General features: G+C 59.5%; 26 protein-coding genes and 1 pseudogene. 16 read left to right on the forward strand and 11 right to left on the reverse strand.

Going from position 1 to position 25316, the window contains the following annotated elements:
• Positions 1-75: 75 nt before the first annotated feature.
• The 3 genes from BM074_RS17775 to uvrB all read left to right on the forward strand — a co-directional run bounded on the left by BM074_RS17775 (position 76) and on the right by uvrB (position 4654).
• Positions 76-1272 carry a mandelate racemase/muconate lactonizing enzyme family protein gene (locus BM074_RS17775; RefSeq protein WP_091923809.1) on the forward strand — a complete coding sequence of 399 codons (1197 nt, stop codon included), beginning with the start codon at positions 76-78 and terminating at the stop codon, positions 1270-1272.
• A 199-nt stretch (positions 1273-1471) separates the two neighbouring features.
• Positions 1472-1729 carry a SemiSWEET family sugar transporter gene (locus tag BM074_RS17780; RefSeq protein ID WP_027233399.1) on the forward strand — a complete coding sequence of 86 codons (258 nt, stop codon included), beginning with the start codon at positions 1472-1474 and terminating at the stop codon, positions 1727-1729.
• 114 nt (positions 1730-1843) lie between these two features.
• Entirely contained in the window at positions 1844-4654 is a 2811-nt protein-coding gene (gene uvrB, locus BM074_RS17785) for an excinuclease ABC subunit UvrB (protein WP_091923810.1), read from the forward strand.
• A 28-nt stretch (positions 4655-4682) separates the two neighbouring features.
• On the opposite strand, the gene BM074_RS17790 is transcribed toward uvrB, so the two are convergent.
• Complete coding sequence (locus BM074_RS17790) at positions 4683-5255, reverse strand: TetR/AcrR family transcriptional regulator (protein WP_091923812.1); 573 nt, start codon at positions 5253-5255, stop codon at positions 4683-4685.
• 116 nt (positions 5256-5371) lie between these two features.
• Between BM074_RS17790 and BM074_RS17795 the strand changes: the two genes are divergently transcribed.
• The 3 genes from BM074_RS17795 to BM074_RS17805 all read left to right on the forward strand — a co-directional run bounded on the left by BM074_RS17795 (position 5372) and on the right by BM074_RS17805 (position 9402).
• Complete coding sequence (locus BM074_RS17795) at positions 5372-6415, forward strand: aldo/keto reductase (RefSeq protein ID WP_091923813.1); 1044 nt, start codon at positions 5372-5374, stop codon at positions 6413-6415.
• 33 nt (positions 6416-6448) lie between these two features.
• Entirely contained in the window at positions 6449-7753 is a 1305-nt protein-coding gene (locus BM074_RS17800; protein WP_091923815.1) for an MFS transporter, read from the forward strand.
• 128 nt (positions 7754-7881) lie between these two features.
• Positions 7882-9402: a helicase HerA domain-containing protein gene (locus BM074_RS17805; protein WP_091923817.1), complete on the forward strand. Its 1521-nt coding sequence runs from the start codon at positions 7882-7884 to the stop codon at positions 9400-9402.
• Here the strand turns inward: BM074_RS17805 and BM074_RS17810 are convergent, their stop codons facing one another.
• A complete protein-coding gene (locus BM074_RS17810) occupies positions 9403-10128 on the reverse strand; it encodes an HAD family hydrolase (RefSeq protein ID WP_244532949.1) in 726 nt (241 codons plus the stop codon). It lies immediately after the preceding gene.
• Positions 10129-10294: 166 nt separating this feature from the next.
• Between BM074_RS17810 and BM074_RS17815 the strand changes: the two genes are divergently transcribed.
• The 3 genes from BM074_RS17815 (at position 10295) to BM074_RS17825 (ending at position 12458) form a co-directional block, all read left to right on the forward strand.
• Positions 10295-11125: a lytic transglycosylase domain-containing protein gene (locus tag BM074_RS17815; RefSeq protein WP_228019381.1), complete on the forward strand. Its 831-nt coding sequence runs from the start codon at positions 10295-10297 to the stop codon at positions 11123-11125.
• A gap of 392 nt (positions 11126-11517) precedes the next feature.
• On the forward strand, positions 11518-11733 hold the full coding sequence (locus tag BM074_RS17820) for a cold-shock protein (RefSeq protein WP_027233407.1): 216 nt from the start codon (positions 11518-11520) through the stop codon (positions 11731-11733).
• A gap of 311 nt (positions 11734-12044) precedes the next feature.
• Positions 12045-12458: a BA14K family protein gene (locus BM074_RS17825; protein ID WP_027233408.1), complete on the forward strand. Its 414-nt coding sequence runs from the start codon at positions 12045-12047 to the stop codon at positions 12456-12458.
• A 48-nt stretch (positions 12459-12506) separates the two neighbouring features.
• Here the strand turns inward: BM074_RS17825 and BM074_RS17830 are convergent, their stop codons facing one another.
• The 3 genes from BM074_RS17830 to BM074_RS17840 all read right to left on the reverse strand — a co-directional run bounded on the left by BM074_RS17830 (position 12507) and on the right by BM074_RS17840 (position 14680).
• The gene (locus tag BM074_RS17830; RefSeq protein WP_027233409.1) at positions 12507-13154 is read right to left on the reverse strand and encodes an MBL fold metallo-hydrolase; all 648 of its coding nucleotides are present in this window, start codon (positions 13152-13154) and stop codon (positions 12507-12509) included.
• Positions 13155-13345: 191 nt separating this feature from the next.
• A complete protein-coding gene (locus tag BM074_RS17835; protein ID WP_027233410.1) occupies positions 13346-13657 on the reverse strand; it encodes a hypothetical protein in 312 nt (103 codons plus the stop codon).
• Positions 13658-13789: 132 nt separating this feature from the next.
• Positions 13790-14680 (reverse strand): branched-chain amino acid aminotransferase, encoded by an 891-nt coding sequence (locus BM074_RS17840; protein WP_091923818.1) that lies wholly within the window; start codon positions 14678-14680, stop codon positions 13790-13792.
• A 251-nt stretch (positions 14681-14931) separates the two neighbouring features.
• Here BM074_RS17840 and BM074_RS17845 point away from each other — a divergent pair, with 251 nt between their 5' ends.
• From BM074_RS17845 to BM074_RS17855, 3 genes are all read left to right on the forward strand, one after another.
• Positions 14932-15435: a MarR family winged helix-turn-helix transcriptional regulator gene (locus tag BM074_RS17845; RefSeq protein WP_091923819.1), complete on the forward strand. Its 504-nt coding sequence runs from the start codon at positions 14932-14934 to the stop codon at positions 15433-15435.
• Between the two features lie 70 nt (positions 15436-15505).
• Positions 15506-16210: a response regulator gene (locus tag BM074_RS17850; protein ID WP_027233413.1), complete on the forward strand. Its 705-nt coding sequence runs from the start codon at positions 15506-15508 to the stop codon at positions 16208-16210.
• A gap of 125 nt (positions 16211-16335) precedes the next feature.
• Positions 16336-17676 carry an ATP-binding protein gene (locus BM074_RS17855; protein WP_091924025.1) on the forward strand — a complete coding sequence of 447 codons (1341 nt, stop codon included), beginning with the start codon at positions 16336-16338 and terminating at the stop codon, positions 17674-17676.
• 14 nt (positions 17677-17690) lie between these two features.
• Here the strand turns inward: BM074_RS17855 and BM074_RS17860 are convergent, their stop codons facing one another.
• The gene (locus BM074_RS17860) at positions 17691-18011 is read right to left on the reverse strand and encodes a ribbon-helix-helix domain-containing protein (RefSeq protein ID WP_027233415.1); all 321 of its coding nucleotides are present in this window, start codon (positions 18009-18011) and stop codon (positions 17691-17693) included.
• A 218-nt stretch (positions 18012-18229) separates the two neighbouring features.
• Here BM074_RS17860 and BM074_RS17865 point away from each other — a divergent pair, with 218 nt between their 5' ends.
• The 3 genes from BM074_RS17865 to BM074_RS17875 all read left to right on the forward strand — a co-directional run bounded on the left by BM074_RS17865 (position 18230) and on the right by BM074_RS17875 (position 20909).
• Positions 18230-18625 (forward strand): VOC family protein, encoded by a 396-nt coding sequence (locus BM074_RS17865; RefSeq protein WP_091924027.1) that lies wholly within the window; start codon positions 18230-18232, stop codon positions 18623-18625.
• A gap of 96 nt (positions 18626-18721) precedes the next feature.
• On the forward strand, positions 18722-19291 hold the full coding sequence (locus tag BM074_RS17870; protein ID WP_091923821.1) for a Twin-arginine translocation pathway signal: 570 nt from the start codon (positions 18722-18724) through the stop codon (positions 19289-19291).
• A gap of 46 nt (positions 19292-19337) precedes the next feature.
• A complete protein-coding gene (locus BM074_RS17875) occupies positions 19338-20909 on the forward strand; it encodes a GMC family oxidoreductase (protein WP_091923823.1) in 1572 nt (523 codons plus the stop codon).
• Positions 20910-21012: 103 nt separating this feature from the next.
• On the opposite strand, the gene BM074_RS17880 is transcribed toward BM074_RS17875, so the two are convergent.
• The 4 genes from BM074_RS17880 to BM074_RS17895 all read right to left on the reverse strand — a co-directional run bounded on the left by BM074_RS17880 (position 21013) and on the right by BM074_RS17895 (position 24244).
• Positions 21013-22227 carry an MFS transporter gene (locus BM074_RS17880; protein ID WP_027233419.1) on the reverse strand — a complete coding sequence of 405 codons (1215 nt, stop codon included), beginning with the start codon at positions 22225-22227 and terminating at the stop codon, positions 21013-21015.
• 60 nt (positions 22228-22287) lie between these two features.
• Positions 22288-23277, reverse strand: coding sequence for an AraC family transcriptional regulator (locus BM074_RS17885; protein ID WP_027233420.1), 990 nt, complete (start codon positions 23275-23277; stop codon positions 22288-22290).
• Between the two features lie 98 nt (positions 23278-23375).
• Positions 23376-23711: a tRNA-binding protein gene (locus tag BM074_RS17890; protein ID WP_091923824.1), complete on the reverse strand. Its 336-nt coding sequence runs from the start codon at positions 23709-23711 to the stop codon at positions 23376-23378.
• 32 nt (positions 23712-23743) lie between these two features.
• Entirely contained in the window at positions 23744-24244 is a 501-nt protein-coding gene (locus tag BM074_RS17895) for a type III secretion system chaperone family protein (RefSeq protein WP_091924029.1), read from the reverse strand.
• A gap of 518 nt (positions 24245-24762) precedes the next feature.
• On the opposite strand from BM074_RS17895, the gene BM074_RS23100 reads away from it, so the two are divergent.
• On the forward strand, positions 24763-24936 hold the full coding sequence (locus BM074_RS23100; protein ID WP_175499061.1) for a hypothetical protein: 174 nt from the start codon (positions 24763-24765) through the stop codon (positions 24934-24936).
• Positions 24937-25076: 140 nt separating this feature from the next.
• On the opposite strand, the pseudogene BM074_RS17900 reads toward BM074_RS23100, so the two are convergent.
• Positions 25077-25313: pseudogene (locus tag BM074_RS17900) on the reverse strand (accessory factor UbiK family protein); the annotation flags it as partial.
• Positions 25314-25316: the final 3 nt, after the last annotated feature.

Consider the following 25316-nt stretch of genomic DNA (forward strand, 5'->3'; position numbering starts at 1 on the left):
GGGTCGTTGACCGGTTTCGGTTTCGTATCGCCGCTGGCTTAGTCTGGCAGTACAGCGAATGTACCGGAGGGGATCATGAAAATAACCGACGTCAGGACCTTCGTGGTCGGCAATCCGCCGCCCTCGTTCGGTGGCACATGGTTCCTCTTCGTCAAGTTGACGACCGACTCCGGCGTTGTCGGCTATGGCGAGGCCTATAATTCCACGGTCAGTCCGCAGATTATGCGCAAGGTCGTCGAGGACGTCGCCGAGCGCTGGCTCATAGGCGAAGACCCGCACCACATCGAACGATTTTTCCGCCGCGCCTATTCGAGCGGCTTCACCCAGCGTCCTGACGTGACGGTCATGGGCGCCATTTCGGCGCTGGAAATGGCCTGCTGGGACATCATCGGCAAGGAAGCCGACAAACCGGTCTATGAACTTCTTGGCGGCAAGGTGCACGAGCGGCTGCGCAGCTACACCTACATCTATCCCAAGCCCGAACTCGGCGAGACCTCCGCCATCTACTGGAACGCGGAAGCGTCAGCGGAGCGTGCTGCCGAATATGTGGCGGAAGGCTATACCGCGGTGAAGTTCGACCCCGTTGCCCCCTATACCTCGTTCGATCCGCGCCAGCTTTCGCTGGAACAACTCGATCTCGGCGAGAAATTCGTTTGCCTCGTGCGTGAAGCCGTGGGCAGCAAGGCCGACCTTTTGTTCGGCACCCATGGCCAGATGACGCCGACCAGCGCGGTGCGGCTGGCCAAGCGGCTCGAACCCTATGACCCGCTGTGGCTGGAGGAACCAGTCCCACCTGATATGCCGGAGAACATGGGGTATGTGCAGCAGCACACCTCGATCCCGGTCGCGGCCGGCGAGCGCCTGACGACGAAGTACGAATTCCAGCGCCTTCTCGTCAATCGTGCCGCCAATATACTGCAGATGAATCTCGGCCGCGTCGGGGGCATTCTCGAAGCCAAGAAGATCGCAGGCATGGCGGAGACATTCCATGCGCAGATCGCACCGCACCTTTATTGCGGGCCGATCGTCGGAGCCGCCAACATCCAGATCTCCACCTGCAGCCCGAACTTCCTGATCCTTGAATGCATCCAGGGCTTCGGAGGGTTCCACGCCGATATCCTGAAAAAGCCGATCAAGTGGGAGGATGGCTACGTCATCCCCTCTTCGGACCCCGGCCTCGGCGTCGAACTTAACGAGAACGTCGCCGCCGCGCACGCCTATGACGGCCATGACCTGCATCTCGGCATGGGACGTGATCCGCTGATCGTATGATCCCAATGGACCTATCGATCTGGGCTCTGAGGCCGGTCGCGTTCCCGCCTCGGCGCGCTCAGCCATAGCCGTCAAAGCTGCCTTCCCGCGTTCCACGAAAATAATTGTCGCATGTAAAGCTTGATGCCATTATTCCGCTGTATTTCAAGGAAAAATCAGCTCATATATTAATCGCATTTTTCTTCGAAAGACCCGATCCGTGCCGCTCCATATTGAACTTGTCGGTAGCCTTGCTGCCGTGATCACCACGCTGTGCTGGATCCCGCAGATCATCAAGATCATGCGGCACCGGGAAACGGCCAGCATTTCCCTTGTATCCAACGCTTCGCTGATGCTCGGCGTTTTTCTGTGGCTGATCTACGGCATGATGATCGGCTCATGGCCGGTGATCATGGCAAACGGCGTCACTTTCCTGCTCATCCTCGCCATTCTCGGCCTGAAAATCCGCTACGGCTGATTGCCAGCAAACCGGCCTGGCTTGGCCGCCCTCCTGACAACCTGTTGTCAGGAGCCTGTCAGTTTCTGCCGGGCCGCCCTTTCCATTTCGCCGGACTCTTACCATATTCGACGAATGGCTAAATCTCCTGACAAGTACAATGTAAGCGGTTTCGGCGAAGCGCCCCAATCCGAGCTGGAAGGCACGCCGCTTTCCGGCTCTATCAGCGATTGGGCGAACCAGATCACCGAAGCTTCGGCCAAAGCCAAGCCAGCGAAGGCCAAGGCAAAGCAGGGTGCGAAGACGCAATCCAGCGCTTCGCGGACATCGCGCGGGACGTCGATCGGCGGATCGACCGACCCGAAGACGCGCGCGGCCGCAGGCCTTAATCCCGTTGCAGGCCTCGATATCGGGCTCGAGGATGCTGGAAGTATCGCACCGGGCGGAGCCACGGCAACGGTCGCAGCGCTGGCGGCGCTCATCGAGAGTGGCAATCCGCTCTTCAAGAACGGAGCCGCATGGCAGCCGCACCGACCGGCCCGCCCGGAGAAATCCGAGGGCGGCATCCAGATCAGCATGGAGACCGATTTCCAGCCATCCGGCGACCAGCCGACGGCAATCCAGGATCTCGTCTCCGGCATCAAGGATGATGACCGCACCCAGGTCCTGCTCGGCGTTACGGGTTCGGGTAAAACCTTCACCATGGCCAAGGTGATTGAGCAGACCCAGCGTCCGGCCCTCATTCTCGCGCCAAACAAGACTTTGGCCGCGCAGCTTTACGGCGAGTTCAAATCCTTCTTTCCGAACAATGCGGTAGAGTATTTCGTTTCATACTACGATTACTACCAGCCGGAAGCCTACGTTCCACGCTCGGACACCTATATCGAGAAGGAATCCTCGATCAACGAGCAGATCGACCGGATGCGCCACTCGGCCACCCGCTCGCTGCTCGAGCGTGACGACGTCATCATCGTCGCTTCCGTCTCCTGCATCTACGGTATCGGCTCGGTCGAAACCTATACGGCGATGACCTTCGAGATGAAGATCGGCGACCGCCTCGACCAGCGCGCCCTGCTCGCCGATCTCGTGGCGCAGCAATACAAGCGACGCGACATGGACTTCACGCGTGGCTCGTTCCGCGTGCGCGGCGACACGATCGAACTCTTCCCGGCCCACCTTGAGGACCGCGCCTGGCGCATTTCCATGTTCGGCGACGAGATCGAGGCAATTACCGAATTCGATCCGCTGACCGGGCAAAAGACCGGCGATTTGCGTTCGGTAAAGATCTACGCCAATTCGCACTATGTAACGCCGCGCCCTACGCTGAACCAGGCGATCCGGTCGATCAAGGAAGAGCTCAAGCATCGGCTTGTGGAACTCAACGCCGCTGGACGCCTGCTCGAAGCGCAGCGCCTCGAACAGCGCTGCACCTTCGATCTGGAAATGCTGGAGGCCACTGGCTCCTGCGCCGGCATCGAGAATTATTCGCGCTATCTGACCGGCCGCAAGCCCGGGGAACCGCCGCCGACGCTGTTCGAGTATATTCCGGACAATGCGCTGGTCTTTATCGACGAGAGCCACGTTACGGTTCCGCAGATCGGCGCCATGTACAAGGGCGACTTCCGCCGCAAGGCGACCCTCGCCGAATATGGCTTCCGCCTCCCCTCGTGCATGGACAACCGTCCGCTGCGCTTCGAGGAGTGGGACGCCATGCGCCCGCAGACCGTTGCGGTCTCGGCAACACCGAGCAACTGGGAGATGGAAGAGTCCGGCGGCGTCTTTGCCGAACAGGTCATCCGGCCAACTGGCCTGATCGATCCGCCGGTCGAGGTACGCCCGGCGAAGAGCCAGGTCGATGATGTGCTCGGCGAAATTCGCGAGACGACCGCCAAAGGTTATCGTACCCTCGTTACGGTTCTCACCAAGCGCATGGCCGAGGATTTGACCGAATATCTGCACGAGCAGGGTGTGCGGGTGCGCTACATGCACTCGGATATCGACACGCTCGAACGCATTGAAATCCTACGTGACCTGCGGCTCGGCGCCTTTGACGTTCTCGTCGGCATCAACCTTCTGCGTGAGGGTCTCGACATTCCCGAGTGCGGATTTGTCGCCATTCTCGATGCCGATAAGGAAGGGTTCCTGCGCTCCGAAACCTCGCTGATCCAGACGATCGGCCGTGCCGCCCGCAATGTCGACGGCAAGGTCATCCTCTATGCGGACCACGTGACAGGCTCCATGGAGCGGGCGATGGCGGAAACCAACCGCCGCCGCGAGAAGCAGGAGGCCTATAACGCCGAGCACGGCATCACGCCCGCCAGCGTCAAGAAAAACATCGCCGATATTCTCAACAGTGTTTACGAACGTGACCACGTACGGGCTGACATTTCCGGCTTTGCCGAGTCCGGCGCCATGATCGGCAACAATCTGAAGTCGCATCTCGAGCATCTCGAACGGCAGATGCGCGAAGCGGCCGACGACCTCGACTTCGAAGTGGCGGCACGGCTGCGCGACGAGATCAAGCGCCTGCGCGAGACGGAACTTGCGATCGCGGACGACCCGATGGCGCGCGAGGTGGAACTGGAAAGTCCGGCCACGGGACGCACCAAGGGACGGCACAATGCCGGGCGGGCGATGCACCGCGTCGTCACCGACGATCAGGACCAGGACTCACAGCTGTTCCGCAAGCCGCATCTCGACGAGATGGGCGGTGACACGACGCGCCCGCTCGGCGTCTTCCGCAAGAACACGCTCGACGAGATGACTGTCGGTCGGACGGAAAAGCCAGTCGTCGGTTCAGTGCCGCAAAAGCCCGCCTTTACCGGCACGAACAGGAACGACCACGAAATCGTGCGGCGTGAGCGTTCGGGCGTTGGGTCTTACGAAGATGCCGGCGATGCGCGCAAGAAGCGTCGACCCGGCAAGACCGGTCGGCCAGGGCGGTAATCAGGGCAGCCCAGTTTAGGCTGGTTGATCAGTCCTGCTTGCCGAAGGCCGCCTGCCCTGCCGCAAGGATTTCATCGGCAAATGCCGGATCATCGACGGCGCGCGAAAGAACCAGCGTGCCGACGAGACCCGCCATGGTGGCAAGCGCCTTCTCGCGTTTCGCCTCTGCGGATACGCCCGGGATGATCTTAGCCAGAATATCAAGTAGGGCACGCGTTCCGTGCGTAAAGCGCTCGCGGACGCGTCCACTCTGCCGCGCGATGTCGGGAGCAAGCGCCGCCATGGTGCAACCCGTTGCCCGGTGGTCGCGATGCTCCTTGAGGAGATAGGCATTGATGAGGGCTGCGAACGCCTCTTCGGGCGACCGATCCGCCAGTTTGCCCCACTTTTCCGCCGATTGGTCCATGGAAGCAGCACAGGCTTCGGCGATCAAATCGTCTTTTGAGGCGAAATGGCCATAGAACCCGCCATGGGTGAGGCCAGCACTTTTCATAAGATCCGCGACGCCGATGCCATCGAAGCCCTTGTCGCGAAATTCGCGGCTCGCAACTTCGATGATGCGGTCCCGGTTCTTGGCAGCCTGTTCCTTGCTCACACGCATGACACCATCCTCACGAAAATTCTTTGTTGACATTTTATATGATGAACGTCATTTATAGTCAATCATTATGATCATCATTTAAATGCGGCTGCGATACGCCCGCACAGGAGCAGTTCATGCGCTATAAGCTTTTCGGCAATCATACGGGCCTGCGGGTTTCGGAATTTGCGCTTGGTACCGGCAATTTCGGTACAGGCTGGGGTTATGGCTCCACTCCTGACGTCGCCAAGCAGATATTCGACGCCTATGCTGAAGCGGGCGGCAATCTCATCGATACCGCAGACAGCTATCAGTTCGGGCAGTCTGAGACTATCCTCTCCGATCTCATCGCCGCAGAGCGCGACAACTTCGTTCTCGCCACCAAATATTCCCACGGCGCGTCTGCCAATGTCGGGCCCTCGGTTGTCGGCAATAGCCGCAAATCCATGATCCAGGCGGTGGAGGCAAGCCTGAAGCGGCTGAAGACGGAGCGCATCGACCTGCTTTGGGCTCACATGTCCGATGAGATGACGCCCATTGACGAGATCGTGCGCGGCTTCGAAGACCTCGTTCGCGCCGGAAATATTGTCTATGCAGGCTTCTCCAATTTCCCCGCCTGGCGGATCGCCAGCGGCGCGACAATCGCCGCGCTGCGCGGCTGGACGCCGATTGTCGGCCTCCAGACCGAATACAGTCTTGTCGAACGGACTGCCGATCGTGAACTGCTGCCTATGGCGCGCGGTTTCGGGCTTGGCGTCGTCGGCTGGTCGCCGCTCGGCGGCGGACTTCTGACCGGCAAATACCGCAAGGGTGAAGAAGGCCGCGCAACTGGTCTGGGTGTCGTCATTCAGCACGAAGACAGCACACAGCGCACACTCATCATCGATGAAGTCATTGCAATCGCTGCAGAAATCGGCGTAACGCCTAGCCAGGTCGGTATTGCATGGGTCGCCGCCAAGGGCGTCCTGCCGATCATCGGCCCGAAGACGCTCGATCAGTTCCGCGACAATATCGGCGCCACAGCACTGGTTCTCACCAATGAACAGGTAGAAAGACTTGACCGCGTCAGCGCAATTGCACTGGGCGCGCCGCATGAACTGATCGGCAGCGTGCGCACGCGCCAGCGGCTGACGGGCGGCAAGCTCGAAGTTCTCGACCTGCCTTCGGCTCCCCTCATCTGATAGACGCCACACCACATTTGCGAAAGCCGAACCATGCTCTCCACAACTCTCGCCGCCCTGCTGGCCCGCCGCAATGTTCATTATGGCTGGGTCGTTGTTGCCGTCACCTTTATCACGATGCTGGTCACCGCCGCGGCCGTGGGCGCGCCCGGCGTGCTCATCGTTCCACTTGAAAAGGAGTTCGGCTGGGAAACGGAACAGATCGCGACCGCGTTTTCCATCCGCCTCCTGCTGTTCGGCCTCATGGGGCCTTTCGCCGCCGCTTTCATGAACTATTTCGGCGTCAGACGTGTCGTCTGCGTTGCGTTGATCCTCATCACGGCCGGACTTTTTGCTTCGCTGGCGATGACGCGGATCTGGGAGCTCGTGCTTCTGTGGGGCGTCGTCGTCGGCTTCGGCACCGGCTTGACCGCCATGGTGCTCGGCGCAACCGTGGCGACGCGTTGGTTCACCGAGCGGCGCGGCCTCGTACTGGGCATGCTGACCGCAAGTTCCGCGACCGGTCAGTTGATCTTCATGCCGCTGATGGCTTCGTTAAGCGAAAACTACGGCTGGCGCACGGCTATCGTGCTGATCTGCGCTATGCTGCTCGTCGCCGTTGTGGGTGTCTTTTTCCTGATACGCGATCGCCCGTCGGATGTCGGCTTGCCGGCCTATGGCGACAAGCTCGTCGCGACCGCCTTGCCGGTGACCGGCGGCCTGCTCTCGCTCATTACCATGCCGCTGCTGGCGCTGAAGGAGGCATCGCGCAGTTCGACCTTCTGGGTGCTGTTCGCCACCTTCTTCGTTTGCGGCGCAAGTACCAATGGCCTGATCGGCACGCATTTCGTAGCGTTGTGCGGCGATTACGGTCTTGCCGCCGTTGGGGCCGCAAGCGTGCTTGCCATGATGGGCTTTTTCGATTTCTTCGGCACGATTGGATCGGGCTGGCTTTCCGATCGGGTCGACAATCGCTGGCTGCTGTTCTGGTACTATGGCCTGCGCGGCCTCTCGCTGCTCTATCTGCCCTATTCGGACTTCTCCTTTTATGGCCTCTCCCTCTTTGCCATGTTCTACGGGCTCGACTGGATCGCCACCGTGCCGCCGACGGTGAAGCTTGCGACCGAGCGCTTCGGCCGGGAAAAGGCAGGCCTGATGTTCGGCTGGATCTTTGCCGGACACCAGCTCGGCGCGGCATCAGCGGCCTATGGCGGTGGTTTTGCCCGCACTGAATATGCGACCTATGTCCCCGCATTCCTTGTCGCGGGCATCCTGTGCCTCATTGCAGCGCTGCTGGTGCTGACATTGAGCAAGCAGAGCAAGGACGATGCCGTCCCGGAACCCGCACCGGCGGGTTGAGCGCCGGGCGGCGACAAAACGAGCTGTGGGTTTCCGTCGAAAACCCTGCGTCGAGGACATCGACCGATGCTAAGAGAGTCCGCGCGCCGGTTCGTCGCGCGGAATCACTTGAAGCAACTGGAGCATGGATGAAGGTCGACATCGACATGGGAGCGGCGCCCGCCGGCGCAAGAGCCATGCTCGATCTCGAAGAGCTTCTGGCCACGCGTCTTCTCGTGCAGGGCAATTCCGGTTCCGGCAAATCCCACCTCCTGCGCCGCCTGCTCGAACAGAGCGCGCAATGGGTCCAGCAATGCGTGATCGATCCGGAAGGCGATTTCGTCACCCTTGCCGAGAAATACGGCCATGTCATTGTTGATGGCGCACGCACGGAAAACGAGCTGACGCGCATTGCAGCGCGTATTCGCCAGCACCGCGTTTCAGTGGTCCTCGATCTTGAAGGCCTTGATGTCGAGCAGCAGATGCGCTGCGCGGCGGCCTTTCTCGGCGGCCTCTTCGATGCGGAGCGCGACTACTGGTATCCGATGCTCGTCGTCGTCGACGAAGCCCAGCTTTTCGCTCCGGCAGTCGCCGGCGAAGTGTCGGACGAGGCCCGCAAGCTGTCGCTCGGCGCGATGACCAACCTCATGTGCCGGGGGCGCAAACGCGGCCTTGCCGGCGTTATCGCCACCCAGCGTCTCGCCAAGCTCGCCAAGAATGTTGCTGCCGAAGCCTCCAATTTCCTCATGGGACGGACGTTCCTCGATATCGACATGGCCCGCGCTTCGGATTTGCTCGGCATGGAGCGACGCCAGGCCGAACAGTTCCGCGACCTCGCCCGCGGTCATTTCGTGGCACTTGGACCCGCCCTCTCGCGAAGGCCCTTGGCGGTTACAATCGGCACGGTCGAGACCTCCGCGCGGTCATCGAGCCCCAAGCTCACGCCGCTGCCGCCGCCTGGTGAGGATGCCCGAGACCTGATCTTCACGCCGGCCCCGGAAGAGCGCAGGACGCCAATCTGGCGTTCACCCACTCCGCCGCCGACAACGCCGACTGCGGACATTCTGAGCCAGCTCAACCAGGCGGCAAAGGCGGCTGCCCAGCCGGACAACCCTGCCCCGATGCTCTTCCCCGAAATCGACGAGGCGGAGCGCAACACGTCGATCAGCGCCGTCATGCAGGAAATGCTTGCAGATCCGGACGCGTCATTCCGCACCGATGCCGTCCTTTACCAGGATTTCCTCGTCCGCTGCCGCATTCGCCGCGTGCCAGGCGATGCACTGACCCTGCCAGAGTTTCGGCGCCGCCTTGCGGTCGCCCGCGCCGGCATCGATGGTGAAACGGCGCAAAGCGAGCCATGGCAGCAGGCGCTCGAACTTTCCAAGACATTGCCTGACGATGTTCAAGGCGTGTTCTTCATTGTTGCGCAAGCCGCGGTTAAAGGCAGCAGTTGCCCGTCCGACGCTACGCTGGCGCGGGCCTACGGTACGCACTCGGCCCGACGTGCCCGCCGGCTGCTCACCTATTTCGAGGAACAGGGCCTGATCGTGGTCCGCACCGATTTTACCGGCAATCGCATCGTTGCCTTTCCCGATCTTGGCTGCGAGACCGGCCCCGGCGATCCCAACGGCCCCGAGGAAGCCGCGCCCGAACAGGAAGCAGCGGAATAGTCAGGCTAAATCGCCCAACAGCGGCAAGAGTTCGCCGAGATGGTTGATCTGCCGGAAGCGTGGCTCCTCAACAGGCGCATCGACGTGCTCGAGCACCCAGGTGAGTTCGTGCGGTACGAAGACGCCCCAGCTCCCCGCCTCGAGCGCCGGCACCACATCGGATTTCAGCGAATTGCCGATCATCATGGCCCGCTCCGCGCCATCGCCATGACGCCGGAAAATGGTCTCGTAGGTCGCCTTGTCCTTGTTGCTTACGATCTCGACCGCATCGAAAAAGTCGCCAAGCCCCGATTGCGCCAGCTTGCGCTCCTGATCGAACAGGTCGCCCTTGGTGATCAGCACCAGCCGGTAGGCATCAGACAACGCCTCCAGCGTTTGCGTAACGTGCGGCAGCGTCTCGACGGGGTGGCGCAGCATTTCGCGGCCCGCCGCGAGAATATCGGCGATGATCGATGCGGGCACCCGGCCTTCGGTGACCTCCACGGCGGTCTCGACGAGAGACAGGGTGAACCCCTTTATCCCGAAGCCGTACAGGTCGAGATTGCGCTTTTCGACGGCAAGAAGCCGCCCGGAAAGGTCAGGAACGTCGGCATAGGGCGCGAGGAGATCGGCAAAATGCCGTTCTGAACTGCGGAAAAACTGTTCGTTCTGCCACAGCGTGTCATCGGCATCGAAACCGATCGTGGTAAGAGCGCCAGGCGCAAGCATATCGCGTTCCACTTGCATGATTATTTTCCTTCATTCAAACATTGTCTGCAGCGCCCGAGCATGGAATCGGGCGTTCGACCTTTTAGCAGATTTGGGGCCATGCTTGGCATCTTCCGCCGAAGCGTAAACGGGGAATGGCATCAGAGTGAATTGGCTCGCAAAGCCCGGCATGCTCCTGGCATTGATGCTCCTGCCTTCGCTGGGCGCGTCGGCGGCCGAGTCCCCGGCTGCCGCGCCGCAGGTGCCACCGCCGCCTCCGACCATCGGGCAGATATGCGCCGCCATTGCGACCCATGCCGACGGTTTCGGTGTGCCACGCGATTTCTTCGCCCGGCTGATCTGGAAGGAAAGCCGGTTTGATGTGCAGGCGGAGAGCCCGGTCGGCGCGCAGGGCATCGCCCAGTTCATGCCGCGTACGGCCAAAGAAAGGCGGCTCGACGACCCCTTCGACTTTCACAAGGCGTTGCCGGCTTCCGCGAGCTTTCTCAAGGACTTGCGCAAGGCATTCGGCAATTGGGGATTGGCCGCTGCCGCCTATAATGCCGGCCCGACGCGCGTTGCCAACTGGCTGGCCAGCGGCGGATTCCTTCCCCTCGAAACCGAGGAATACGTCCTCGACATAACCGGGCAATCGCCCGATGATTTTGCTGCGGGAGCCGACATCAACAAGCGTCCGCTCAACGCCAAGCTCAGCTTCGATGCCGCGTGCCGCCAGTTGCCGATCGTCCGGTTTGAGACAGTTGCCATGTCGCAGATCAAGCCCAAGCCCTGGGGAATCCAGATCGCCGGCAATTTCCGCCGCGCTGCCGCGGCCCGCCAGCTCGACCGCCTGCGCCAGAGCTTCCCCGCCATCCTCAATACGCATGAGCCGGTCATCAGCCGCAACCGCACTCCGATGGGAAGGCGCGGCATCTATGCGGTGCGGATAGGCGCCGACAGCCGTCCGGAAGCCGACAAGATCTGCGCCCAGTTGCACAGCGCTGGCGGCGCTTGCATCGTGCTGCGCAACCGCTGAGCGGGCGCGATACACCCCTTGGAACGTCTCGTTTCTTTCGCGTCAAAGGTGTCATCGGGCGAACTTCAGGCGATTTTTTACTTCGCCAAGTATGCAGCCCGCAATGTCCTTCGATATAGTCGACTAAAAGGTAGTAAAACTTTTGCTTGCCAAAAAACACTTATTCTAGCAGTCTCAAAGCGTTCGGGCATCTGCGAACACTGGAAGACTGGAAGAACGGCGCGCCGGAACCGCAAGAATACCGGGTCGGGAGCAATCCCGGCAATGATCGGCTCCTTTCCTGAATTCGAGAACTGCCTGCATGACACCGTTGGACGTAACGCACCGAAAACGGCTCTACCAATCCCGCTAACCCGAGGGGGGACGCGGTAAGTAAGGAAAAGGAACGAAGCATGGCACAGACCGGTACGGTCAAATTCTTCAACAGTGAAAAAGGCTTTGGCTTTATCAAGCCCGACGACGGCGCAGCGGACATTTTCGTCCACATTTCCGCCGTACAGGCTTCTGGGCTCACAGGTCTCGCGGACAATCAGAAGGTTTCCTTCGATACCGAACCGGATCGTCGTGGCAAGGGCCCCAAGGCCGTCAACATCACGATCACCGAATAATACCGGCAGCTTGTGCTGCCAAAGATCCCCGATCGGCTGTCGGGGATTTCAGACGGCATCATTTTGGCGCGCCATTCGGCCAGTCGCCACGTTAAGCGTTTTGTGCTTCGATGCCTTGGATTTGCTAAAATTCTATGTGCTTTCTCGGGCTGCCGTCAGAAATGACCGGCAGGCGAGCGCACTGGCATTTGTTCAGCCTGCATTCATTCTGAAAGGCTTAAAACGGAACTACAACTGAGGCTACAGCATTGTCTCAGTCAGGACTACGCCAGAGCGCATGGCGCTCTGCAGCATGCTTCAAGGAGGCACACATGAATATCGGCACCAAGATTGCCATTCTCACAACCGCCGCGCTTGCAACCGTCGTTGCACCGCTGACCTCTGCCTCCGCCGACAACTGGCGCTGGCGTCATGGCGGTTACTATCATCACGACAACAGCGACGCCTGGGTCGCAGGTGCCGCAGGTCTTGCTGCTGGCGCCCTGATCGGTGGCGCTCTTGCAGCGCCGCGCCAGCCCGACGTGATCTATCGCGACTACGATGACGGCTATTATCGCCGCCCTGTAACGGTCTACCGCGAAGCTCCGCGTTATTACGGCGCCGGCGCACGGCCATGGTCGCGTGAATGGTACCGTTATTGCTCGAACCGGTACCGGTCATTCAACCCGGAAACAGGTACCTTCCGTGGATATGATGGCCGCGACTATTTCTGCAACGCCAACTGACTTGCAGCCATAAACATTCCAAAACCGCCGGCCAGTCCGGCGGTTTTGCTATTCGCCGGTCAGGAAAGGGTTGGTCCGGCGCTCCTCGCCAAAGCGCCCGCCCGGGCCATGGCCGCAGATGAAGCCAATATCGTCGCCAAGTGGCAGCAACTTCGTCTTGATCGAGTTGACCAGCGTTGCGTGGTCCCCGCCCGGCAGATCGGTCCGCCCAACCGAACCATTGAAAAGCACATCACCGACATGCGCGAACTTGGCGGCGCGGTTGTAATAGACGACATGTCCCGGCGCATGGCCTGGGCAATGGAGCACCTCGAAAACATGCGTGCCGAACGACACGGTGTCGCCGTCCTTCAGCCACCGATCCGGCGTGCAGTTGCGCACATTATCGGTGATGCCGTATTGCACCGCCTTCGCCTCGATACTGTCGAGCAGGAAGCGGTCCGCCTCGTGCGGTCCTATGATTTCGACGCCGAGCGCTTCCTTCATATCCATTGCGCCGGCCGCGTGATCGATATGGCCGTGCGTAATCCAGATCGCTTCGATGATGATGCCGTTCGCCTGGATTGCGCCCAGCACCTGTTCATTGTCGCCGCCCGGATCAATAAGCACGCCATGCTTGTCGTCACTGTCGAAAAGGATCGTGCAATTCTGCTGGAAGGCCGTAACGGGGATGATTCCTGCCTGCAACTGTCCCATTAATATGCCTTCCTGTTCCTGTCTAACATATCACCAGCGGGCCTATCATCGCGGAAAAGCCCTCTTATTTCAGATGGCGGGCCGCTTATGAAGCGCAACCATCCTCTATTCGCTCAACCTTATAAGCCTCAATCCGCAAATGAAAAGGGCGGCCAGTGGCCGCCCAAAACTCGTTATGTCCCGAAACCAGATCAGGTCTTCGCCATCGAATTCTTGATCGCGCCGATGATCGCCGTCAGGATAATGCCGCCGATACCGCCGCCGGCGACCTGGCCGATGATCGCGCCAAGATCGAGCCCCGACGATGCTGCTGCGTTCGCGACCGCCTCGGCACCGCCGGCGCCGAGAAATTGCGTCAGATATCCGCCGATGAGACCCCCGATACCGCCAGCAACCGTGTTGCCGGTTGTGCCGAGGCTCAGGTTCTTGAGAAGTCCGCCGACAATATTGCCGCCGACGCCACCTGAGATAAGCTGGATAATGATAGGAAGAAGCGCTTCCATGATTGACACCCCGTCAACGTTTCATGCCAGACTCATGCCTGACATGGTCATGATGACTATGTTTTAAGCAAAGTCAAACAACTTGGCGTCGTTTTAACAGGGTATCAAACACTAATTTCATTAGACTTTCGTCTACTCTGCAGCCGCTTTCTTTGGCATTACTTCCGCAGCGTAATCATTCATCAGTTTGATTGCGATTTCACCAACGCTGAAACGATACGGTCCGATCTCGGAGACTGGCGTCACTTCGGCGGCGGTTCCAGTCAGGAAGCACTGTTCGAAACCTTCCAGTTCCTCAGGCATGATCGCCCTTTCGACAACCTCGTAGCCGCGCCGTTTGGCTAGATCGATGACGGTGCGCCGCGTGATGCCGTCGAGGAAGCAATCGGGCGTCGGTGTATGGATGACGCCGTCCTTGACGAAGAAGACATTCGCGCCCGTGGCTTCGGCGACTTGTCCGCGCCAGTCGAGCATCAGGGCATCGGCGTAGCCTTTGGCTTCAGCGGCATGCTTGGAGATGGTGCAGATCATGTAGAGGCCGGCGGCTTTCGACTTCGATGGAGCCGTTTTCGGATCCGGCCGGCGATACTCGGCAAGATCAAGACGAATGCCCTTCAGCTTTTGCGCAGGATCGAAATAGCTCGGCCATTGCCATATGGCGATGGCGACATTGATCTTGTTGGCCTGGGCGGAAACACCCATGGTCTCACTGCCGCGCCAGGCGACGGGACGTATATAGGCATCCTTGAACCCCTGCTTTGCCAGAAGCTTCCGGCAGGCATCGTTCAATTCTTCCACAGTGAAGGGTATCTTGAAGCCGAGGATGCGCGCTGATTCGTGCAGACGTTCGGTATGTTCATTGAGCTTGAAGATCTCGCCGCCATAGGCGCGTTCGCCTTCAAAAACCGAGCTTGCATAGTGCAGCCCGTGGGTCAGCACGTGAACTTTTGCATCCGACCAGCGAACGAATTCGCCGTTCATCCAGATGTAACCTTCAAGCTGATCAAATGGGACGGATGCCATGTTTTTCCTCCAGGCGTTGGATTCCTGTTATTTTTTCAAGTTCGAGTTGCTACCAACTGGTCCAGAATACCGATTGGTGTACCATTGCCGGCAGGCACAAACAGGCGTTTCGAAGAGGAAAATGTCTCGGAAACACTCATCGGCTTTTCGTTTTGTTCAAAACGCGGCCAACAGCTTGCCAAAAATTATCAACAGTCTAAAATTATGTCAACAACGCTGACATAATTTTCCAACTGGAGCGGGAAACCTGCATGAAATCTTATACACCCGATCGGCATATCGAGACAGCCCTGACGAAAAGCGACGCGCGCGAACTTGACATCATCGAGCTGTTCTTCTTTGCCTATCGCGACTTCACGGCCGATCCCGACATGATCCTCGAGAAACTTTCCTTCGGGCGCGCGCACCACCGCGTACTCTATTTCATCAATCGCAAGCCGGGAATGACCGTGGCCGAACTTCTGGACGTTCTGCAGATCACCAAGCAGAGCCTCGCCCGCGTCTTGAAGCAGTTGATCGATACCGACCATGTGGTCCAGATACCGGGCCCGCACGACCGGCGCCAGCGCGAATTATACCCCACACCCAAAGGGCGCGATCTCGCGCTCGAACTTGCGGCACCGCAATCACGCCGCATTGCCGGTGCATTGGACCAAATCGGTCACTCCGACCGCGCCGTGATCGAACATTTCCTCAAGGCAATGGTCAATCCTTCACAATGGCAACAGATCGACAGTCTACCCAAGGCAGGATAGAAATTTAGTGCACGAAGAATTGGAATTGAAAGAACAAGGGACGCAAGACCCGGCAATCAGAGGGACACACCTGGTGAGTGAAGAACATCCGCTATCGGACGATGCGCCGCATCTGCTCATCGTCGACGACGACACCCGAATTCGCAATCTACTGTCGCAATATCTTACCGGCAGCGGCTTTCGTGTTACGGTGGCCGCCAACGCCGACGACGCCCGCCGCAAACTTGCCGGCATTGATTTCGACCTCCTGATTCTGGATGTTATGATGCCGGGCGAAACCGGCGTTGCCCTGACGCAGTCGCTGCGCAAGGAAAAGACCGTGCCGATCCTGATGCTGACGGCGCTGTCGGAAACCGACAGCCGCATCGCCGGGCTCGAAGCCGGCGCCGACGACTATCTGCCGAAGCCGTTCGATCCGCGCGAACTGATTCTCAGGATAAACAACATATTGCGCCGCGGCGCCCCGGCAGCCCAGGCCAAGATCGAACAGATCGTATTCGGCCCCTATACGTTCATCATCGCCAAGCGCGAACTGAAACGGTCCGGCGAAATCATTCGCCTCACCGATCGCGAACAGGATATCATGGCGATCTTCGCCGCGCGCGCCGGCGAGACCGTGCCCCGGCACGAACTGACGGGCCAGGAGGGCGATGTCGGCGAGCGTACGATCGACGTCCAGATCAACCGGCTGCGCCGCAAGATCGAAAACGATCCAGCCAATCCGGTTTGGTTGCAGACCGTGCGCGGCGTCGGCTATAAACTCAGCGTGGAGTAGGATCCCGACCCTCGTGATCCGCGCCATTCCAATGCGTGAGCGGACAACGAGTAATGGCACAGACTGATACCGCAAAGCGCGCATTGGCCGTCAGAAAGCGTCACTGGCGGCGCAGGCGAAGCACGCTGCTCGGTCCCTGGCGAAAGTTCACGCGCTGGCTCGCGCACTGGATGCCGAAACGGCTCTATGCGCGATCCCTGATCATCATCATCGCCCCGATGGTGCTGTTGCAGTCGGTAATCGCCTTCGTGTTCATGGAAAGGCACTGGCAAACCGTTACCCAGCGCCTTTCCACGGCTGTGGTGCGCGACATTGCCGGCATTATCGACCTGATGGACACCTATCCACAGGATCCCGGATACGAGAATCTCATTCGAATCGCCCGCGAACGCCTTGCGCTCAACATCTCCATATTGCCGGGCGATCCGCTGCCCGCACCAGGCCCGAAGCCGTTCTTCTCGATTCTCGACGGCATCCTCAGCGAGGAAATCACGCGCCAGATCAACCGTCCGTTCTGGATCGATACGATCGGGGACTCCGACCTCGTGGAAATTCGTATCCAGCTCGACAACAAGGTGCTGCGCGTCTTCGCGCGCCGCAGCCAGGCCTATGCGTCGAACACATTGATTTTCCTGGTCTGGATGGCAGGCTCCGCCCTCGTTCTCCTGGCAATTGCGATCCTCTTCCTGCGCAACCAGATCAAGCCGATCCAGCAGCTTGCATCGGCGGCAGACAGTTTCGGCAAGGGACGCTCACCGCCTCCCGACTTCAAGCCGCGCGGCGCCGAGGAAGTGCGGCGCGCCGGCGCCGCCTTCATCGTCATGCGCGAGCGCATCGAACGGCAGATCGAACAGCGCACGACCATGCTGAGCGGGGTAAGCCACGATCTGCGCACGATCCTTACGCGCTTCAAGCTGCAACTCGCCCTCGTCGGCAACAGGGTCGACACCGAAGCCATGGAGCAGGATATCGACGACATGCAGTCGATGCTCGAAGGCTATCTTGCTTTTGCGCGTAGCGAGGCCGAGGAGGAAACCGGCGCATTCAGCCTCGAGCGCTTCTTCGCCAAGCTCAAGGAGGAAGGAACGCTGCTCGAGCGCGGCTTCAGTTCGAACATCAAGGGCGAGCCGGTCATTCAGGTCCGCCCCAATGCTTTTTCGCGCCTGATCTCGAACCTCGTGTCGAATTCGTTCCGCTACGCCAGGAATGTCTTGGTTCTGGCCGACCATCGTGAAGGCTGGCTGACGATCACCATCGACGATGATGGTCCCGGCATTCCGAAGGAGATGCGCGACGAGGTGTTCAAGCCATTCTTCCGGCTCGACGAGGCACGCAATCAGGACTCGAGCGGGACCGGGCTCGGCCTTGCCATTGCGCTCGATATAGCCCGCAGCCATGGCGGCGACATTACGCTGGATGAAAGCCCGGCCGGAGGGCTGAGGGCCGTCGTGCGAATTCCGGCCTAGGCCTGTTGCGGCAGTCAGGCCGCATGTTCATTGATCAGCGCCGACCCGCATTCTCCGGGTTTTTCGGCTGCAATCTGGACGCCGCGCAGATAAAGCGCACATGTCGTGCGCAGCATGGAAGCAAAATTGGGTATCTCTCCCTGTGCTTGCAAAGCCTCGTCATAGAGCGTCGAAATGAAGCGCGGCGTCGTCATTTTCTGGCTTTCGGCAATCTCGTCGAGCAGTTGCCAGAACGTCGCTTCAAGTTGAATGCTGGTAGAATGTCCGCCGATGCGCACAGAACGATTGATCTGCCGATAACCCTGCGGATCCTGTTCTGCAAATACCTTGCACATTATCAAGACCTCCCTTTCTGCCTGATGACCGCGTCCGTAATCGGTGCCCGAACGGACGGAATGGTCATTGGTGCGTTTTGAGAAAATTTATTCCGCTTGCAAGGCGGTGTGGTAGCCGATTGCCACCACTTTTCTTCTCCCAGGCGCATAATCACCGACAAGTCTCGACACTGCAACCTCGTTTTGAGACGAACCCGTCAACCTCCATGGAGGCGCCCTTGGCAAAAGCCATTCATTCGATGATCCGTGTTCTCGATGAGGAAAAATCGAGGTCATTCTATAAGTCGGCTTTCGGTCTCGACGTCGCCGACCAGCTGGACTTCGATACGTTCACGCTCATTTATCTGCGCAATGAAGAAACGCCGTTCGAACTCGAACTGACGATCAACAAAGGCCGGACCGAGCCCTATAATCTTGGGGACGGATACGGTCATCTAGCGGTCAGCGTCGACGACCTCGACGCCATCCACGCGCGGCTGAAAGGCCTCGACTACAAGGTCCGCGATATTGTCGAATTCAAGCGGGAGGAAACGATGATCGCGCGCTTCTTCTTCGTCGAAGATCCGGATGGATACAAGATCGAAGTCCTGGAAAGACAAGGCCGGTTCGTCTGAACCGGCCGAGCGGCGTTGGAGGAACGCCGTCATAGCCAGCAAGGGCATTTCGCCGGTTCTCCGGCGGGTGCCGATAGCAAGCAAGGGAGGAATTCAATGGTTACAATCTTCAACCGCAAGCCGGATCGGGACGAGTCCGGCCCGAGCGGCAAGGGCATATCCCGCCGCGATCTTCTGAAGAGTGGCGGCAGCGCCAGTCTTGGCGCCATTCTCATCATCAGCGGCAGTTCGATCATCCATCCAAAATTCGCCTGGGGATTGGAGACGACAAATCTCGATCCGCAGACCATGGCGACCCTGATCCAGATGGCGCGCGACGTCTATCCGCACGATCAGGTGCCCGACCGCTTCTATGCGATCGCCGTCAAGCCTTACGACGCCAAGGCCGGTGAGGACCCGAAAACCAAAAAGCTTGTCGTCGACGGCGTCGCCGATCTCGACAAGCGTGCCGGCAAGGGCGGTTACCTCGGTCTCGGCTGGGAAGAAGACCGCCTGGCCATTCTTCGCAAGATCGAGGACACACCGTTCTTCCAAACCATTCGCGGCGGACTCGTAACGGGCCTCTATAACCAGAAGGACCTTTGGCCGATCTTTGGCTACGAAGGCGAATCCTTCTCGAAGGGCGGCTACATCGCCCGAGGCTTCAGCGACATTGAGTGGCTCTGACGGCAAGAGCGGTAAAACCGAAGATTTTGGCTAATGGGAGGAAACCATGGCTGCACCTTATGATCTCAAAGACGACAGCGTCGTCGTCATCATCGGCTCTGGCGCCGGCGGCGGCACGCTAGGCAACGAACTTGCACAAAAAGGCATAGACGTCGTCATCCTCGAAGCGGGCGCGCGTCACGAATATGATGATTTCATCAATGACGAGTGGGACAGCTTCGGCCAGCTTGCATGGGTCGACAAGCGCACCACCTCGGGCGATTGGCGCGTCGCCAAGGACTTTCCAAACCTTCCGGCCTGGATCGTCAAATCCGTCGGCGGATCGACCACGCACTGGGCGGGCGCATCGCTGCGCTTCCAGGACCACGAGTTCGAGGCGCTCACGCACTACGGCAAGGTCAAGGGCGCGAACCTTCTCGACTGGCCAATCACCCTATCCGAACTCGAGCCCTATTATGCCAAGGCCGAGGACAAGATGGGCGTCACGCGCACCAATAATATCGAGGGTCTGCCCGGCAACAACAATTTCAAGGTGTTGAAAGCCGGCGCCGACAAGCTCGGCTACAAGGAATGCAATACCGGTCACATGGCCATCAATTCGGCCGAGCGCGACGACCGCATGTCCTGCCAGCAGACGGGCTTCTGCTTCCAGGGCTGCAAATGGGGCGCGAAATGGTCGACGCTCTATACGGAAATTCCGAAAGGGGAGAAGACCGGCAAGCTCGAGGTCCGTCCCAATTCAATGGTGCAGAAGATCGAGCACGACAAGAGCGGCAAGGTTACCGGCGTCCTCTACGTCGACAAGGATGGCAAGCAGCAATTGCAGAAGGCTCGCATCGTCGCCGTTGCCGGCAATTCGATCGAGAGCCCGCGCCTGCTGCTGAACTCCGCGTCGAGCATGTTCCCGGACGGGCTCGGCAATTCCTCCGGGCAGGTCGGACGTAACTACATGCGCCACACCACCGGTTCCGTCTATGCCGTGTTCGAAAAGCCGGTGCACATGTATCGCGGCACCACAATGGCCGGTATAATTCGCGATGAGGCAAAACACGATCCGTCGCGCGGCTTTGTCGGCGGCTATGAGATGGAAACGCTGTCCCTTGGCATCCCCTTCCTGGCGGCGTTCCTCGATCCGGGCGCGTGGGGCCGGTCTTTCACCTCGGCGCTCGACCAATATGTAAACATGGCTGGCATGTGGATCGTCGGCGAAGACATGCCGCAAGAGGATAATCGCATCACTCTGCACAAGGATGAGAAGGACAAATATGGCCTACCCATCGCCAATGTGAACTTCAGCGACCATCCCAACGACAAAGCGATGCGGGATCATGCCTATAAGCAGGGTCAGGAACTCTATAAGTCCGTCGGTGCAGTGCGCACCTTCCCGACACCGCCCTATCCTTCGACCCACAATCTCGGCACCAACCGGATGAGTGAGAAGGCGAAGGACGGCGTCGTTAACAAGAACGGGCAGAGCCACGACATCAAGAACCTGTTTATCGCGGATGGGAGCCAGTTCACGACGGGCGGGGCGGAGAACCCGACACTCACCATTGTCAGCCTGGCAATCCGCCAGGCCGACTATATCGCACAGGAGATGGCGGCCAAGACAATCTGAAAACGCCCGGTCGATTTCTCCCAAGCAGACCGGGCTACGCCATTGGCGCAATTTCCCGTCGAGATTGCGTCAATGGTGTGGCTAGGCCCTTGAACCACCGATCCTATTCTTCAGTGCGGGGCTGTAGCAGCGCCAGCACGGCTGTTGCTGCGGCAAGTATGCCGGTAAGCGTCAAGGGAGCCGTAGCGCCGTAGGTATCGACGACATAACCGCCGACAACCGCTCCAATCGTGATGGCGACCTGGAAAGAGGTGACCATCAGGCTGCCCGCTGCCTCCAGCGCGTCAGGCGCGGCGCGGGACAAGTTTGTCGGCAGCACCACCGGAGCCATGCCGAAGGCGAAGCCCCACAGCGTAGCGAAGCCGAAGGCAACGCCAATGTGCACGCCCCAAAGTACCAAGGCGAGCGCCGCAAATGCCATCAGGGCGGCGGTGACAGCCAGCGCCATGCGGATATTGGCGTCGGCCAGGCGGCCGCCGGCGATATTACCGACCACGGCGGCGACACCGAAGCCGAGCAGCGCCAGGGCAATCGGCCCGGTTGCAAGGAGCGTTACGTGTTCGAGGAAGGGGCGCACATAGACCGAGCCGGCAAAATGCCCCGTCATCAGCAAAAGAATGGCGAGCATGCCGAGTTGAATGCCGCGCCGCCTTGTCAGCCGAAGGACATCGGCAAGGCTGTTGCTTGTGGTTGCAGGCAGGGTCGGCAGGCTGAGCAACTGCAGCAGCATGGCAAACGCCGCCAGCCCCGCGGTCATGGCCATGGCGCTGCGCCACCCCAGCCAGTCGCTGATTAATGCACCCATCGATGGTGCGGCAATGGTGGCGAGCGATACGCCGAGGGTGACGATAGCCATGCCCCGGCCTGTCGCATTGGCGCCGACCAGCCTTGCGACGACGGCGACTGAAAGCGCCCAGAACGCGCTGAGGGCGATGCCCAGCCCGGCCCGGCCCAGCAATAATAGCCAGAAATCGGTGGCTAGCGCCGCAAGAATGTTGGAACCGATGGCAAGGGCGCTGAGCCCGACCAGCACGGTCTTACGGTTCAAGCGGCCGATGAGAACATTGCTCAACATGGCCGTGACGGCGCCGACGGAAGCAGTGGCAGTGACGACCTGTCCGGCCGTCCCCTCGCTGATGCCGAGATCGCGCGCCATCGGCGTCAACAGGCCGGCCGGCAGGAATTCGGCGGAGACGAGAGCAAAGCTCGCCGCCGCCATTGAAAGGACCGCGAACCAGGTACCCCGGCTCCACGCAACTGGTGCGGCGCCATCAAGCTCTATTGCCGCGCCTTCAAGCTGTAGTGTTGTGTCTGTCATCGAAGCATCTCCAAGGTTTGGAGATACTTCATAAATCAGTTACCTCGGATGATCTGTATCCTAAAATCCGAAATTCATGTCTGTTCGTCCGGAAATTGTGCGGCGCACAACGCCCGGCGAGACATTGGTGATGCGCTTGAATGCGCGGGCGAAGGATGCCTCGGATTCATAGCCCAACCGTGTAGCAACCTCGGCAACCGACATGCCGCTTTGCCCCAGCAATTCGCGGGCAAGCTGCATACGCAGACGGGCGAGATAGCGTGCCGCACCCTCACCTAAAACAGCGCTGAAGCGTTCGGCGAAAATCGACCGCGACTGGCCGGCGAGGCCGGCGAGACTTTCGAGAGTCCAGTTACGGCCGGGGTCCCGATGCATTGCTGCCAGGGCGCGCCCTATATGCGGGTCTCGGATAGCGGCGAGCCAACCGGTCGTCGAGGCTCCGTTGCAATTGACCCAGCAACGGATGAGCCGCGCCGTGAGGAGATCCGCCATGCGCGACAGGATGGTGGCGCTCCCCATCTGCGGTTGCGCGGCCTCGGTCGTCATGGCTGCGAGTAATGGACCGACGATCGGGTCATTTCCTGCTACGTCGCAGCCCTTGATGATCGGTGGCATCAAAGTGATCAATGGGTTAAGCGCACAGGCGTTCAGCGCCATGGAACCGCAGAAAAGGGTGCTGGTCGCCCCGGTACCTTCGCGCACAACTTCGCAGACGTTGCTCCCTAACTTGGTCACCTGGCAACTCTCGAGCGAGTCGCCCGACACGTCCGGCGCGCTGGCGAGCCGATGGGCGATGCCCTGCGGCAGCAGCACCAGGTCGCCATCGTGCAATTCCTGCCAGCCTTGCACATCCGTGTGCATCCAGCAGGGACCCTGCCCGACAAAGTGAAAACGAAGCAGTGGTTGTTGCGGAAAGGCGATGCTCCATGGATGTCGGAGCTCGCAACGACCATAATTGACACCATTCAAGCGAAAGTCCTGCAGGACCTCGCTCAGCGCATCCATTGGAATATGTGGCGGCGAATTGGGTCGGGACGAATGATCAAGCATTTCGGTAATCTATATGCTGAGCGTCCGGCAGGCAAGTGGGGCCGATATTCTGCGATCGCCAGTTCCAACCTTCGGCGCGAAGGCGAGACGGCTGCCAACTAAAAGAGCTTGCCGCCATTCGGCACTGGCTTGCTGACCGCCGCAAGCACGACGGCGCCTTCATCATCCGGAAACCCGAGCGTCAGGACTTCCGACATGAACGGCCCGATCTGGCGGGGCGGGAAATTCACCACCGCCATGACCTGCCGGCCTTGCAATTCCTCGATCGTATAATGTTTGGTGATCTGCGCCGAAGAGCGCTTGATCCCGATCTCGGAGCCGAAATCGATCTTCAGCTTGAAGGCAGGCTTGCGTGCCTCCGGGAATGCTTGCGCCTCGATGATGGTACCGACGCGGATATCGACCTTTTCGAAATCGTCAAAACTTATTGTCATGATCTTTGGATGCTGCCTGAACGTTGAACCGATCAGGCCGAACCTACCGTCTCGAACAGGATGCTGTCGAGGGACTCCCGTGCGGTCGAGCCCGACCAGACCACGAACTGGAAGGCCTGGAAATAGGTCTCGCAGGCATCGAGCGCGCTTGAAAGCAGAACTTCGACCTGTTTGCTGGTTGGCTCGGCGCCGCCCGAAAGCAGCAGCGATTGACGGTACATGATGGCGCCTTCCTGACGCCAAAGGTCGAAGTGGCCCATCAGCAATTGTTCGTTTATCAGGGAAAGCAGGCGCATGACCTCGTTGACCCGCGGCTCGCTGATCGCGATGTCGAAGGCGCAGGCAAGATGCAGCGCCTCGAAATCCTCCATCCACGAAAAGGAAATCTGGTAATCGGTCCAGCTCCCTTCGACGGTTATGGCAATTTCATCTTCCCCGGTGCGCTCGAATGCCCACTCATTGGTGTGGGCAACATGTTCAATCACATCCACTGGATGGAGATCACGCGCAATTTCTATTTCCAGAAGGCTCATCGCCATTACCTGCTATTTCGAATCCCATCGACGCTGCGGGAATGCAGCACCCACCCAAAGCACACATACGCTTGAAACCGCACCGACAGGCAGAACGCACCAGCCGGATGACGGCTGGACGCCAGCCCAACCGCTGCATGATCCCTTTTACGAATCATGCTGTAATTTCAGTGTATTGATGCTGAGTCCGAGCGCCAGCCCCCTTTTGGTAGAATGGCGCGAATGGGTGTGGAAAGACGCTGCCAAAAAGATTCACGAGCCCCCTTTAACCGACTCTAAGAAAACGATTTTCGGCGATTTCCACCTGTTGATAAATTCTTAAGATTTATTTTGGGGATTGCGCATTGGCGGCGGAAATACACAACGCCGGCGATGAAAAGCCACGTTCATTTCGTAAACTTAAACGACGCGATCTATTTCTCGCGATAAGGCCAATGCATGGTTTCGTCATATCTCCGATATCGTGGGCATCTAACCTGTCGTTCGACAGGGCGACCAACAAAGAACGGAGATGTGCAATGTCCGGTGAACCAGGTGGAAAAGTGACTGTGAACCAGAAAAATGACGACGGGCTCTGGTACTATGCGATAACCGCCGAGGGCAAACAGGGACCAAAGGTTGGCCCGTTCGATACGGAGGAAGCGGCGCTCGCAGCCGGCGAGGACAGATTGGCAAAAGGCGAATCGGCTTAGATCGAGCCCGCACGCGAAAAGGTCTGATGAGACGCTTCTGATCGAGATCGCGGTGCTCGAGGCTATGCTTTCTTTGGCCCGGCCCTCGATATGCCGGGTTTCTCGGCGGCGTCCGCGGTTTTGCCATCGGCGCCTACGAGAGCCTCCAGCGCCTCGATCCGCGCCAGCAGCGCGGTGTTTTCGGCCCGGGCTCTGATTGCCATCTCGCGTACGGCCTCGAAGTCCTCGCGCTGGACGACGTCCATGGTGTTGAGCAGCCGTTCCGCCTGACCGCGAAAGGCGGTTTCGACTTCGCGCCGGACGCCCTGCGCCGCGCCCGCAGCATCGGTCACAAGCTTTGCCAGTTCATCGAGAACGCGGTTTGGTCCATTGCTCATGGC

This window comes from Phyllobacterium sp. CL33Tsu (assembly GCF_900113985.1).
GTDB lineage: Bacteria > Pseudomonadota > Alphaproteobacteria > Rhizobiales > Rhizobiaceae > Phyllobacterium > Phyllobacterium pellucidum.